Raw genomic sequence first — 13,183 nt, 5'->3', positions numbered from 1 at the left:
TACCTCAACCAGAGATCCTACGTAAAATCGGAATGGAGTTTAACACGGAACCTGCAAGGAGAGAACCGGGCGATCCCTCGCCCGGTAATACGATCAATGTGACGCTTTTTCGCTGTCGTCAGCGTCCAGAATTTCTTCTTCCGGGCGGATGACCGAGATCAGCTTGAAGATCAGGCTCAGGCCCACGCCGACGATGGTCGCCAGCGCCATGCCCTTCAGCTCGGCCGCACCGATGTGTACCTTCGCGCCGCTCACGCCGATGATCAGGATAACGGAGGTCAGGATCAGGTTTTGCGCCTTGCTGTAATCCACTTTGGATTCAATCAGCACGCGAATACCGGAGGCGCCGATCACGCCGTACAGCAGCAGAGAAACGCCGCCCATTACCGGCACAGGAATGATCTGAATCGCTGCCGCCAGCTTGCCGACGCAGGAGAGCAGAATGGCGATGATCGCCGCGCCGCCGATAACCCAGGTACTGTAGACGCGGGTAATCGCCATCACGCCGATGTTCTCACCGTAGGTGGTGTTTGGCGTCGAACCGAAGAAACCGGAGATGATGGTGGAGAAACCGTTCGCAAACATGGAGCGGTGCAGACCCGGGTCGCGGATTAAATCGCGCTTAACGATGTTCGCCGTCACCACCAGGTGGCCGACGTGCTCCGCAATCACCACCAGCGCCGCAGGCAGAATGGTGAAAATAGCAAACCATTCGAAGCGTGGCGTATAGAAGGTTGGCAGGGCGAACCAGTGCGCCTGAGCGATCGGGGTTGTGTCCACCACGCCCATCGCGAAGGAGAGCGCATAGCCCGCCAGCACGCCGATCAGGATCGGGATAATCGCCATGAAGCCGCGGAACAGCACGGAGCCAAACACCGTTACGCCCAGCGTTACCAGCGAGATGATAATGGTTTTGGAATCCGGTGACTGACCGTCAGCAGGCAGCAGACCGGCCATATTCGCCGCGACGCCCGCCAGCTCAAGACCGATGACGGCAACGATTGCGCCCATCGCCGCAGGGGGGAACATCACGTCCAGCCAGCCGGTACCGGCTTTCTTCACAATGAAGGACACCACGCAGAACAGGACGCCACACATGATAAAGCCGCCCAGCGCGACTTCATAACCCAGCGGCAGCAGCAGCAACACCGGCGAGATAAAGGCGAAGCTCGACCCGAGATACGCCGGGATTTTGCCTTTACAGATAAAAAGGTACAGCAGCGTACCGATGCCGTTGAACAGCAGCACGGTGGCCGGGTTAATGTGGAACAGGATTGGCACCAGCACGGTTGCGCCAAACATGGCGAACAGGTGCTGCAAACTAAGCGGGATAGTCTGTAAAAGCGGCGGTCTTTCACTCACCCCGATAGCACGGCGCGTCATAGTGTTTTCCTCTGTGTAGTATTGTTGGTGTTTTATTCAAAAAAAAGCCGACTATCAAAGTCGGCTTATTTATCGTTATTCGATTATTTCGTACCAAAGATCTTATCGCCGGCATCGCCGAGCCCCGGGATGATGTACCCGTGCTCGTTCAGCCCCTGGTCGATAGAGGCGGTATACAGCTCAACGTCCGGGTGCGCTTTTTCCAGCGCCGCGATCCCTTCCGGAGCGGCAACCAGTACCAGCACCTTAATGCTGTTACAGCCCGCGTTTTTCAGCAGGTCGATGGTAGCGATCATAGAGCCACCGGTCGCGAGCATTGGGTCAACCACCAGCGCCATACGCTCGTCGATGTTAGAGACCAGCTTCTGGAAGTAAGGAACCGGCTCAAGGGTTTCTTCGTTACGGTAGATACCCACCACGCTGATACGCGCGCTTGGCACGTGCTCCAGCACGCCTTCCATCATGCCGAGACCGGCACGCAGGATTGGCACCACGGTAATTTTCTTACCTTTGATCTGCTCAACCTGCACCGGGCCGTTCCAGCCTTCGATGGTGACTTTTTCTGTTTCCAGATCAGAGGTCGCTTCGTAGGTCAGCAGGCTGCCGACTTCAGATGCCAGTTCGCGAAAACGCTTCGTGCTGATGTCATGCTCACGCATCAGGCCCAACTTGTGTTTAACGAGTGGGTGTTTCACTTCCACAATCTTCATTCTCTTTCTCCTCTGAGGTGGCGTCCGCAAAAAAATCGCGGGATTATACCGCTTTTTTCGGATTAGGCCATACCCATGTTGCTTGACGTATATCAAGCAAAGTGATTTAGAGACAAAAAAACCGGAGGCGAGACTCCGGCTTGGGTGCGGGGTTCTGCCCGGTGGCGCTGCGCTTACGCGGGCCTACGTGTAGTGTAGGTCGGGTAAGCGTTAGCGCCACCCGACAATTACAGGTTCTCGCCGTTGCTCGCAATCACCTGCTTATACCAGTCGAACGATTTCTTCTTACTGCGGTTCAGCGTGCCGTTCCCTTCATTGTCTTTATCCACAAAGATAAAGCCGTAGCGTTTTTTCATTTCGCCCGTGCCGGCAGACACCAGGTCGATACAGCCCCACGGGGTGTAGCCCATCAGATCCACGCCATCTTCCACCACCGCTTTTTTCATCTCGCGGATATGGGCGGCCAGATAATCAATACGGTACTGGTCGTTCACCGTGCCGTCGCTCTCCTGCACGTCGATCGCGCCAAAGCCGTTCTCAACGATAAACAGCGGCAGCTGGTAGTGATCCCAGAACCAGTTCAGGGAGTAACGCAGCCCGACCGGGTCAATCTGCCAGCCCCAGTCGGATTTCTGCACGTACGGGTTAGAGACCAGGCTCTTGCTTTCGTCGTAATCCAGCTGCGGGTTGTCCGCCGTCGCTTTGGTGGCGAAGGACATATAGTAGCTGAACCCGATATAGTCCACGCAGCCCTGCTTCAGCGCGGCTTTATCCTCTTCGGTGATATCCAGCGCGAAGCCGCGACGTTCGAAGTAGTTGAGCAGGTGCTGTGGGTACCTGCCGCGCACGTGTACGTCGGTGAACCAGTAGCGGCGGTGCATGGCGTTCATCGCCATCATCATATCGTCCGGCGCGCAGGTCAGCGGGTAGATAGGACACATGGCAATCATGCAGCCAATCTGCAGCGACGGGTTAATCTCGCGCCCCGCCTTCACCGCCAGGGCGCTGGCCACGAGCTCGTAGTGCGCCGCCTGGAACATCACCGGTTCACGGTCTTCACCCGGCGCGTACTTCAGCCCGGAGTTCGTGAACGGCGCAAAGTCTTCGTGGAAGTTAGCCTGGTTGTTGATCTCGTTGAAGGTCATCCAGTACTTCACCTTATGCTGGTAGCGCTGGAACACCACTTTTGCAAAACGAACGAAGAAGTCGATCAGCTTACGGTTGCGCCAGCCGCCGTATTCGGTGACCAGATGGAAAGGCATCTCGAAGTGAGACAGGGTGATAACCGGCTCGATGCCGTACTTCAGGCATTCGTCGAACAGATCGTCATAGAATTTCAGGCCAGCCTCGTTAGGCTCAAGCTCGTCGCCTTTCGGGAAGATCCGCGTCCAGGCAATAGAGGTGCGGAAGCATTTGAACCCCATTTCGGCAAAGAGTCTGATGTCTTCTTTATAGCGGTGGTAGAAATCGATGGCTTCATGGTTAGGATAATTTTTCCCCTCCAGCACGCCGTTGGTGATTTCACGCGGCACGCCGTGCGCCCCCGCGGTCATGACATCGGCAACGCTTACGCCCTTGCCGCCCTCTTTCCAGCCGCCTTCCAGCTGGTGCGCCGCAACGGCCCCGCCCCACAGAAAATCTGCTTTAAATCCCGACATTCGCTTTCCCTCATTCTGCGTTATTTTCTGCAAAAACAATTACAGAAACCGGTTTCATTTCGATGATGTGCAAAGGGCATAGCTGTTGCAAGCAGTTCTCAGAAACCGGTTTCATTTTCGTGAACAGAGTCAAGTTTGGCTACATTCACGAGGTACACAGAAAAAAAGATCCCCACGTCCAGAATAGGCTCGCAAACGTTTGCCTGGACTGTTAGAATTGCGCCGATTTTTCTTACTAGCTATGCAATCGCGTGGGGATTTAAGCCGTGACCAACAAAACTTCTCTCAGCTACAAAGATGCCGGTGTTGATATTGACGCAGGTAATGCGCTGGTTGACCGAATCAAAGGTGTGGTGAAAAAAACCCGCCGCCCGGAAGTGATGGGTGGTCTGGGTGGATTCGGCGCACTGTGCGCGCTGCCGCAAAAATATCGTGAACCTGTTCTGGTCTCGGGTACTGACGGTGTAGGCACCAAACTGCGCCTGGCGATGGATTTAAAACGTCATGACACGATCGGTATCGATCTGGTCGCGATGTGCGTGAATGACCTGGTGGTACAGGGCGCAGAGCCGCTGTTCTTCCTCGATTACTACGCAACCGGCAAACTGGACGTGGATACCGCTGCCAGCGTGATTAACGGTATCGCCGAAGGCTGTCTGCAGTCCGGCTGTGCGCTGGTCGGTGGTGAAACCGCAGAAATGCCGGGCATGTATCACGGCGAAGATTATGACGTCGCGGGCTTCTGCGTTGGCGTAGTAGAAAAATCAGAAATTATCGACGGCAGCAAAGTGGCCGATGGCGATGTGCTGATCGCGCTCGCCTCGAGCGGCCCGCACTCCAACGGCTACTCCCTGGTGCGTAAAATCCTCGAAGTGAGCGGCTGTGACCCGCTGACCACCGAACTCGACGGTAAACCGCTGGCTGACCATCTGCTGGCGCCGACCCGCATCTACGTGAAAAACGTGCTTGAGCTTATCGAGAACGTCGACGTTCACGCTATCGCTCACCTGACCGGCGGCGGCTTCTGGGAAAACATCCCGCGCGTCCTGCCGGACAACACCCAGGCGGTGATCGACGAATCCTCATGGCAGTGGCCAGCCGTGTTTAACTGGCTGCAGACCGCAGGCAACGTGAGCTCTCACGAAATGTACCGCACCTTTAACTGCGGCGTGGGCATGGTTATCGCCCTGCCGGCAAGCGAAGCGGATAAAGCGGTTAAGCTGCTGACTGAAAAAGGTGAAAACGCGTGGAAAATCGGTACGATTAAAGCCTCCGATTCCGAACAGCGTGTGGTCATTGAATGAAAAACATCGTGGTGCTCATTTCCGGCAACGGAAGCAATTTGCAGGCCATCATAGACGCCTGCAAGCAGAAGAAAATCAATGGCACCATTCGGGCAGTTTTCAGCAACAAGGCCGACGCGTTCGGCCTTGAGCGCGCGCGGGAAGCGAACATTCCCGCGCACGCGCTGGAAGCCAGCCAGTTCGCCGGGCGTGAAGCCTTTGACCGCGAGCTGGTGCATGAGATTGATGCCTACGCGCCGGACGTGGTCGTGCTGGCGGGCTATATGCGTATTCTGAGCCCGGCCTTCGTCAAACACTTCGCTGGTCGTCTGCTGAATATCCACCCTTCCCTGCTGCCGAAATATCCCGGCCTGCACACCCATCGTCAGGTTCTGGAAAACGGCGATGAGGAGCACGGCACCTCCGTGCATTTCGTTACCGACGAGCTGGACGGCGGTCCGGTGATCCTGCAGGCGAAAGTTCCGGTCTTTGACGGCGACAGCGAAGAAGACGTGACCGAACGCGTGCAGACCCAGGAACACGCCATTTACCCGCTGGTGGTCAGCTGGTTTGTCGACGGGCGTCTCGAGATGCGCGACGGCGCAGCCTGGCTGGACGGCGTGAAGTTACCCCCGCAGGGTTATGCGGCGGAAGAGTAGTTTGTTACGTCGGGTGGCGCTGCTGCGCTTACCCGACCTGTTCATTGCATTACCCGATATTCCCTTCTCCAACCTTCTAAAATCCCCAACAAAAAAAATAACTGTCATACTTTTCTGGCACTGTTGGACATATCGTGGAAATGCTCGCCATAATAAGGACGAGACGGATTTACCACGTCCTGTGATTGAACTGGAGTGTGAGCTGTAATGGGTCAGGAAAAGTTATATATCGAGAAAGAGCTAAGCTGGTTAGCATTTAACGAACGTGTACTCCAGGAAGCGGCAGACAAAAGTAACCCGCTGATCGAGCGCATGCGTTTTTTGGGCATTTATTCCAACAACCTGGATGAGTTCTACAAGGTTCGCTTTGCCGAGCTGAAAAGACGCATCATCATCAGCGAAGAACAGGGCTTAAACTCGCACTCGCGGCATCTGCTGGGCAAAATCCAGTCCCGCGTACTGAAAGCCGATCAGGAATTTGACGGCCTGTATAACGAACTGCTGCTGGAGATGGCGCGCAATCAAATCTTCCTGATTAACGAACGCCAGCTTTCCGTTAACCAACAAAACTGGCTGCGCCACTACTTCAAACACTATCTGCGCCAGCACATTACCCCGATTCTGATCAACCGCGAAACCGATCTGGTTCAGTTCCTGAAGGATGATTACACCTACCTGGCGGTGGAAATTATTCGCGGTGAGTCTATCCGTTACGCGCTGCTGGAGATCCCGTCCGACAAGGTGCCGCGCTTTGTGAACCTGCCGCCGGAAACCCCGCGCAGACGCAAGCCGATGATCCTGCTGGATAACATCCTGCGCTACTGTCTGGACGACATCTTCAAAGGCTTCTTCGATTACGATGCGTTAAACGCCTACTCGATGAAAATGACCCGTGACGCCGAATATGACCTGGTGCACGAGATGGAAGCCAGCCTGATGGAGCTGATGTCCTCCAGCCTGAAACAGCGCCTGACGGCCGAGCCGGTGCGCTTTGTCTATCAGCGCGATATGCCGGACGCCATGGTGGAGATGCTGCGCGATAAACTGACCATTTCGCGCTATGACTCCATCGTGCCGGGCGGTCGTTACCACAACTTTAAAGACTTTATTGGCTTCCCGAACGTCGGCAAAGCCAATCTGGTGAACAAGCCGCTGCCGCGCCTGCGCCATCTGTGGTTCGATAAATTCCGCAACGGATTCGACGCCATTCGCGAACGCGACGTCCTGCTCTACTATCCGTATCACACGTTTGAGCACGTGCTCGAACTGCTGCGTCAGGCCTCGTTCGATCCGAGCGTGCTGGCGATCAAAATCAACATCTACCGCGTGGCAAAAGATTCCCGCATCATCGACGCAATGATCCACGCGGCGCACAACGCCAAAAAGGTCACCGTGGTGGTTGAGCTGCAGGCGCGCTTCGACGAAGAGGCCAATATTCACTGGGCGCGCCGTCTGACGGAAGCCGGTGTGCACGTCATCTTCTCCGCGCCGGGGCTGAAAATTCACGCCAAGCTGTTCCTCATCTCCCGTAAAGAGGGTGACGATGTAGTGCGCTATGCCCACATCGGTACCGGGAACTTTAACGAGAAAACGGCGCGAATTTATACCGACTACTCGCTCTTAACCGCCGACGCCCGCATCACTAACGAAGTGCGCCGGGTCTTTAACTTTATCGAAAACCCGTACCGTCCGGTGAGCTTTGACTATCTGCTGGTCTCGCCGCAGAACTCGCGTCGCCTGCTGTACGATATGATCGATAAAGAGATCGCCAATGCCCAGAAAGGGCTGTCGTCCGGCATCACGCTGAAGCTTAACAACCTGGTCGACAAAGGGCTGGTGGACAGGCTGTATGCAGCGTCCAGCTCCGGCGTGCCGGTTAACCTGCTAATCCGCGGCATGTGCTCGCTGATCCCGGAACTGGAAGGCATCAGCGACAATATTCGTGTGATCAGCATCGTTGACCGTTACCTGGAACACGATCGGATCTATATTTTTGATAATGCGGGTGATAAACAGGTCTATCTCTCTTCGGCAGACTGGATGACGCGCAATATTGACTACCGTATTGAAGTCGCGGCACCGCTGCTGGATCCGCGTCTGAAGCAGCAGATCCTCGACATCATCGAGATTCTGTTCAGCGATACCGTGAAAGCACGCTATATCGACAAAGAACTCAGTAACCGCTATGTACCGCGCGGCAACCGCCGCAAAGTGCGGTCGCAACTGGCGATTTACGACTATATCAAATCACTCGAGCAACCCGATTAACCTATGCCGATAAATGATAAGACCCCACGCCCGCAGGAATTCGCCGCGGTCGACCTTGGCTCTAACAGTTTCCACATGGTCATCGCCCGTGAGGTGGATGGCGCGCTGCAGATCATCGGTCGTCTGAAGCAGCGCGTACACCTGGCGGATGGTCTTGATGAACGCAGCATGCTCAGCGAAGAGGCGATGGAGCGCGGGTTAAACTGCCTGTCGCTGTTTGCTGAACGCCTGCAGGGCTTCTCGCCCTCCAGCGTGTGCATCGTGGGCACTCACACCCTGCGCCAGGCCCTGAACGCCCCGGAGTTCCTCAAGCGGGCCGAAAAAGTGATCCCCTACCCGATTGAGATCATCTCCGGTAACGAGGAAGCGCGTCTGATTTTCATGGGCGTTGAGCACACCCAGCCGGAAAAAGGACGCAAGCTGGTTATCGATATCGGCGGTGGCTCAACGGAGCTGGTGATCGGCGAAGATTTTGAGCCGCGCCTGGTGGAAAGCCGCCGTATGGGCTGCGTCAGCTTCGCGCAGATGTATTTCCCGGGCGGCACCATTACCCGCGAGAACTTCCAGCGCGCGCGTATGGCGGCTGTCCAGAAGCTGGAAAATCTGGCCTGGCAGTACCGTATTCAGGGCTGGAACGTGGCGCTGGGCGCGTCGGGCACCATCAAGGCGGCGCATGAAGTGCTGCTGGCGATGGGTGAAAAAGACGGGTTTATTACGCCCGAACGCCTGACGTTGCTGACCGAAGAAGTGCTGAAGCATAAAAGTTTTGACGCCTTAAGCCTGCCGGGTCTTTCCGACGAGCGTAAAGCGGTATTCGTGCCGGGGCTGGCTATTCTCTGCGGCGTGTTTGATGCCCTCGCCATAAAAGAGCTGCGTCTGTCGGACGGCGCGCTGCGTGAAGGCGTGCTGTATGAGATGGAAGGCCGCTTCCGCCATCAGGATATTCGCAGCCGCACCGCGCAAAGTCTCGCCAATCAGTACAACATCGACCGTGAACAGGCGAAGCGCGTGCTGGACACCACGGTGCAGATGTACGAACAGTGGCAGGAGCAGAATCCGAAGCTCGCGCACCCGCAGCTTGCCGCGCTGTTGAAATGGGCCGCGATGCTGCACGAGGTGGGGCTGAACATCAACCACAGCGGGATGCACCGCCATTCGGCCTACATTCTGCAAAACAGCGATCTGCCTGGCTTCAACCAGGAGCAGCAAACCATGATGGCGACCCTGGTGCGTTATCACCGCAAGGCCATCAAGCTCGACGACCTGCCGCGCTTTACGCTGTTCAAGAAAAAACAGTTCCTGCCGCTTATTCAACTGCTGCGTCTGGGCGTGCTGCTCAATAACCAGCGTCAGGCCACCACCACGCCGCCTACGCTGAAGCTTAAAACCGACGACCACCACTGGACGCTGAGCTTCCCGCACGACTGGTTCAGCCAGAACGCGCTGGTCCTGCTGGACCTGGAAAAAGAGCAGCAGTACTGGGAAGCGGTCACCGGCTGGCTGCTCAAAATTGAAGAAGAGAGCGCCGACGTCGCCGCGTAACGGCTCAGGCGTCCGCGGTGGACGCCTCTGCTTCCAGCAGTGACTCAAGCGGTGCCGGTCTGCCAATCAGATAACCCTGCACATAATCGATGCCTAGCGCGTGAACCGCGCTACGTATCTCTTCGCTTTCGACATACTCCGCTACCACCAGCATCTTTTTCATGCGCGCCAGATGGCAGATAGACGCCACAATCTGATAATCCAGGCTGTTGTTGACGATATTGCGAATAAAGCTGCCGTCAATCTTGAGAATATCCGCGTCCACGCTTTTCAGCCGCGCATAGCTCGCATAGCCGGTGCCAAAATCATCAATTGCAATACGTACCCCCATTTTCTGCAGCTGCCGGAGGATGTGTAGCGCCTGCTCCGCATTGCAAAAGGTGCTGCACTCCGTCACTTCAAAGATCAGTTGCCACGGCTCAATGGCGTATTTCGCCAGCAGGCGACTCACCTCAAGCGGAAACTGCACCCGACACACGGTCGACGGGGCAAGATTAATGGCAAAGCGCTGGCCGGGGAGTCTTTCGCGATGCGCGGCCAGGAAACGCAGGGTGTGCTCGAGCACCCACAAATCTACCCGCGAAGAGAGACCAAACTCCTGCGCGACGGGCAGGAACTGGTCGGGGGAGATCAATAGCCCGTTTACATCCGGCATCCGGAGCAGGACTTCGTGATAGCAATCGCCACGCATGCCGCAAACGGGTTGAACCAGCAGGGTGAATTCGTCGTTATCAAGCGCCTTTTGCAGGCGGCTCATCATCGCGACTTTATCCTTCAGGTTGCGCTGCAAATGGACGGCCCCACGCTGCTGAAGGTTTTCCGGATGGTTGGAGGAGAGCGACAGGTCGGCAACCACGCCCAGCTCGCCCAGCACCAGATAAAGATGGTTGACCGGGGACCGGACATAGCAATAGCTCACGCCCACCTGCGGCTGCAGCGGCATGCCGTCCCAGACAAAGCGGAACTGCTTGATGTGCTCGTCCAGGGCTTCAATCCGCTGCTGGTGCGATTCCGCGTTAAGCCGTACCGCCAGGTCATACCCGGTCAGGTGATACACCAGCTCATTGGGCTGGAGAATGCCATTCACCCACTGCGCCAGCTGCTGCTTGTACTGAATCCGCAGCAACACGCCGTAATTTCGGCCCAGAATTTCCAGCTCCGGAATGCGCAGCAGGCAGAGCGCCGACCACGGGTTTTTCGCCAGATCGCGCGACAGCGCCCGCAGGTTAGGCATATGGACGACCGGGTCGAGCAGCGCCAGCCTGCGGGAGCGTTTGTTCGCCGCGCGCTGCCGTGTCGCCAGCATCGACATATAAATCACCACGAAGGAGAAGACCAGGTAACTGGAAGAGGTGATCGCCAGCTGAATGTCATACCCCGGGTTCACCGGGATATAGCGGTAAAAATAGTGAATAGACACCAGCAGTATCGGCGTCCAGATAAGCGAGATCAGCTTATAGCCAAAACGCATCGCGCCCCAGAGCATCACCGGCATCAGCAGGGAAAGGGTGTAGTTGGTGGTGAAAATGGAGCTGTTCTCATTCATCGGAAGCAGCAGCAGCGAAAGCAGCCCGCCTAGCGCGATAGCCCACACCAACAACTCAACGACCGTCACCTTTTTGTCTATCTCGGAACGGATTTGCGAGAGAAGGCTTTTGATATAGCGCGGATGACGAAGCAGGCGGATCAGCAGATAGCTCAGCGGCACGCCCGTCAGCCCGCTGACCAGCAGCGTCTGATAGTTGATGAGCGTGCGAATATTGAGGGGATTTAATCCCGCAAGGCTCTGACGGCTCTCATACACGCCTAAATACACCGCAAACTGAAACAGCACCAGAAACAGCGTCGCGGGGCAGAACGCCTGCCAGAAGATGCGCTGCGCCATCAGCCGCACGTCGCCGTACGCGGTCATATTCCGTCTGGGCGCAAACACCCGGTAGCCACCCCAGCTGAGCACTAAAGGGACGACAAAATGGAGGATCCCCGCGACGGTTTCAAACATACCGACCGACGGGTAATAGCGGATAAACAGCGACAATACGATCCCGGGCAGCGCTTCCAGACCAAAGAACATCATCAGCGAAAGCAAAAATGAGAGGGGTAAATAATAGAGTGCCGCAATGCCGTCGCCCAGCTGCGTGAACGTATTCGCAATGCTCAGCACGGGAAGTAAAACCACAGGCAAAATAAGCGGCAATGCCCACCAGCGATTTTCATATTTTTTCAGGAAAGCGAGAATGTTCATAGATGCCCGGTTAAACCCCTTTCGCTCCAGAGGGAAAATAAAGACAGGCATCCAACCTGACGTACGCGCCGCCCGGCGGCGTGCGGGGCGAACTGTATGGAGGAAGGATTTTAAATATCAGGGCCGGGAAGCCGTTGACTTAAATCAAACTACTTTACGCAAATAACTTTTTGCGGCGATTTTTTGAAATTATTTTCTTCGTATTATCAATATGGTAAATGCATTAATTAATTTCAATAACATTAATCAATGTAAACATTGACGGTTATTTACACACAGCAGAATTGACCCCGTCTTCCCGCTGTGCCTTAATATCCTTGTCGCCCAAAAGGGCTTATCCAGGAAAAACAGAGTGAGTCAGGTCACGCGTATGCGAAAACGACATCAATTTAATACCCGAATGACCCGCATCATACTGCTCATCAGCTTCCTGTTTTTCTTTGGCCGCTTCGTTTACTCTTCAATTGGCGCCTGGTACCACCATCAGGACAAAACCCAGTCGCAGCAATCCAGCCTGACCGTCGACACCGCCGATCGCTAAACAGCCGTAGGATCTTGCACGAGCCGAATAATGGCCGCGATCCCTTTGCTGAGGATTTTATCCTGCCGCATTACCACCGCCAGCTGCCGCTGCAGCATGGGCGTAAGCGACATCACGCGTAGCCCTTCGCGATCGGCATCCTGTTCGACCGCCATTCGCGGCACAATACTGTAGCCCAGCCCCGCGCGAACCATGCGTTTGATCGCCTCGATGCTGCCAAGCTGCATCACCGGTGCGATCGCTAATCCATTAGCCGCAAACCAGCCCTCGATCAGCGCCCGGGTACCGCTGCCTGATTCAAAGGCAATCAGCGGCTGAGCGTGCAGCGCCTCCGGGGTAAAATCCCTGAAAGCATCCTGCTGCTCCCGCGACGCGATAAAAACAAACTCTTCGTCCATTACCGGCATGACGTCCAGCGCTCTGCCGCTCACCGGCAGCGTCACCAGCCCCATATCGAGCCGGTTCTCTTCGATGGCCCTGACGATGTCGAGGGTGTTGCCCGTCGTCACCCCCACGCTCAGGAGCGGATAGTCTCGACGCAGCTTCTCCAGCAGCGGCGGCAGAAGATGGATGCAGGCCGTTGCCCCCGTGCCAAGCGTAATGGTGCCGCTCACATCGTGGCTGAATGCGCTCACGGACCGGATGGCGTCATCCACCGCCTGCTGAATACGCTCCCCATGCGCCAGCAACGCCTGCCCGGCAGCCGTAGCCTTAATCCCCCGCCCGGTACGCTCCACCAGCCGCGTTTGCAGAAACTGCTCCAGCTGACGTATTTGCAGGCTGACGGCGGGCTGGGAAATACCCAGCGCATCCGCTGCCGCTGAAAAGCTGCCGCGCTGGATCACCAGACGAAAGGTGGCGAGATAGCCCAGATTAAGCGTTGTCATTCAAAGT

The 13,183-nt window shown here is 56.1% G+C and carries 10 protein-coding genes; 5 read left to right on the top strand and 5 right to left on the bottom strand.

The window, feature by feature from the left end; genetic code table 11:
- Positions 1-93: 93 nt before the first annotated feature.
- The 3 genes from uraA to ACERY3_RS10695 all read right to left on the bottom strand — a co-directional run bounded on the left by uraA (position 94) and on the right by ACERY3_RS10695 (position 3,751).
- Positions 94-1,383, bottom strand: coding sequence for a uracil permease (gene uraA, locus ACERY3_RS10705; protein ID WP_023308768.1), 1,290 nt, complete (start codon positions 1,381-1,383; stop codon positions 94-96).
- 83 nt (positions 1,384-1,466) lie between these two features.
- On the bottom strand, positions 1,467-2,093 hold the full coding sequence (upp, locus tag ACERY3_RS10700) for a uracil phosphoribosyltransferase (RefSeq protein ID WP_023308769.1): 627 nt from the start codon (positions 2,091-2,093) through the stop codon (positions 1,467-1,469).
- 227 nt (positions 2,094-2,320) lie between these two features.
- The gene (locus ACERY3_RS10695) at positions 2,321-3,751 is read right to left on the bottom strand and encodes a 6-phospho-beta-glucosidase (protein ID WP_058841786.1); all 1,431 of its coding nucleotides are present in this window, start codon (positions 3,749-3,751) and stop codon (positions 2,321-2,323) included.
- Positions 3,752-4,017: 266 nt separating this feature from the next.
- Here ACERY3_RS10695 and purM point away from each other — a divergent pair, with 266 nt between their 5' ends.
- The 4 genes from purM (at position 4,018) to ppx (ending at position 9,503) form a co-directional block, all read left to right on the top strand.
- A complete protein-coding gene (gene purM, locus ACERY3_RS10690; RefSeq protein WP_008501643.1) occupies positions 4,018-5,055 on the top strand; it encodes a phosphoribosylformylglycinamidine cyclo-ligase in 1,038 nt (345 codons plus the stop codon).
- Positions 5,052-5,693, top strand: a complete 642-nt coding sequence (gene purN / locus ACERY3_RS10685) for a phosphoribosylglycinamide formyltransferase (RefSeq protein WP_058841785.1) — start codon at positions 5,052-5,054, stop codon at positions 5,691-5,693. Before purM ends, purN begins: the two co-directional genes overlap by 4 nt.
- 207 nt (positions 5,694-5,900) lie before the next feature.
- Positions 5,901-7,961 (top strand): polyphosphate kinase 1, encoded by a 2,061-nt coding sequence (gene ppk1 / locus ACERY3_RS10680; protein ID WP_032643595.1) that lies wholly within the window; start codon positions 5,901-5,903, stop codon positions 7,959-7,961.
- Between the two features lie 3 nt (positions 7,962-7,964).
- Positions 7,965-9,503, top strand: coding sequence for an exopolyphosphatase (ppx, locus tag ACERY3_RS10675; protein WP_023308773.1), 1,539 nt, complete (start codon positions 7,965-7,967; stop codon positions 9,501-9,503).
- Positions 9,504-9,507: 4 nt separating this feature from the next.
- On the opposite strand, the gene ACERY3_RS10670 is transcribed toward ppx, so the two are convergent.
- Positions 9,508-11,748 (bottom strand): EAL domain-containing protein, encoded by a 2,241-nt coding sequence (locus tag ACERY3_RS10670; protein ID WP_058841784.1) that lies wholly within the window; start codon positions 11,746-11,748, stop codon positions 9,508-9,510.
- 370 nt (positions 11,749-12,118) lie between these two features.
- Between ACERY3_RS10670 and ACERY3_RS10665 the strand changes: the two genes are divergently transcribed.
- Entirely contained in the window at positions 12,119-12,289 is a 171-nt protein-coding gene (locus tag ACERY3_RS10665; RefSeq protein WP_023333002.1) for a YfgG family protein, read from the top strand.
- Here ACERY3_RS10665 and ACERY3_RS10660 read toward each other — a convergent pair.
- Positions 12,286-13,176 (bottom strand): LysR family transcriptional regulator, encoded by an 891-nt coding sequence (locus ACERY3_RS10660; protein WP_214586557.1) that lies wholly within the window; start codon positions 13,174-13,176, stop codon positions 12,286-12,288. The two genes, ACERY3_RS10665 and ACERY3_RS10660, sit on opposite strands and share 4 nt — an antisense overlap.
- Positions 13,177-13,183 lie beyond the last annotated feature (7 nt).

The sequence above is a fragment of the Enterobacter cloacae complex sp. ESBL7 genome, assembly GCF_041679625.1.
GTDB lineage: Bacteria > Pseudomonadota > Gammaproteobacteria > Enterobacterales > Enterobacteriaceae > Enterobacter > Enterobacter asburiae_B.
The sequence above is the reverse complement of the archived record's forward strand: the minus strand, read 5'-3'. Positions and strand labels throughout refer to the sequence as shown.

What these genes read in the sequence shown, in the direction of transcription:
- uraA (WP_023308768.1), bottom strand. Translation starts at nt 1,383, where the DNA reads ATGACGCGCCGTGCTATCGGGGTGAGTGAAAGACCGCCGCTTTTACAG.
- upp (WP_023308769.1), bottom strand. Translation starts at nt 2,093, where the DNA reads ATGAAGATTGTGGAAGTGAAACACCCACTCGTTAAACACAAGTTGGGC.
- ACERY3_RS10695 (WP_058841786.1), bottom strand. Translation starts at nt 3,751, where the DNA reads ATGTCGGGATTTAAAGCAGATTTTCTGTGGGGCGGGGCCGTTGCGGCG.
- purN (WP_058841785.1), top strand. Translation starts at nt 5,052, where the DNA reads ATGAAAAACATCGTGGTGCTCATTTCCGGCAACGGAAGCAATTTGCAG.
- ppk1 (WP_032643595.1), top strand. Translation starts at nt 5,901, where the DNA reads ATGGGTCAGGAAAAGTTATATATCGAGAAAGAGCTAAGCTGGTTAGCA.
- ppx (WP_023308773.1), top strand. Translation starts at nt 7,965, where the DNA reads ATGCCGATAAATGATAAGACCCCACGCCCGCAGGAATTCGCCGCGGTC.
- ACERY3_RS10670 (WP_058841784.1), bottom strand. Translation starts at nt 11,748, where the DNA reads ATGAACATTCTCGCTTTCCTGAAAAAATATGAAAATCGCTGGTGGGCA.
- ACERY3_RS10665 (WP_023333002.1), top strand. Translation starts at nt 12,119, where the DNA reads ATGCGAAAACGACATCAATTTAATACCCGAATGACCCGCATCATACTG.
- ACERY3_RS10660 (WP_214586557.1), bottom strand. Translation starts at nt 13,176, where the DNA reads ATGACAACGCTTAATCTGGGCTATCTCGCCACCTTTCGTCTGGTGATC.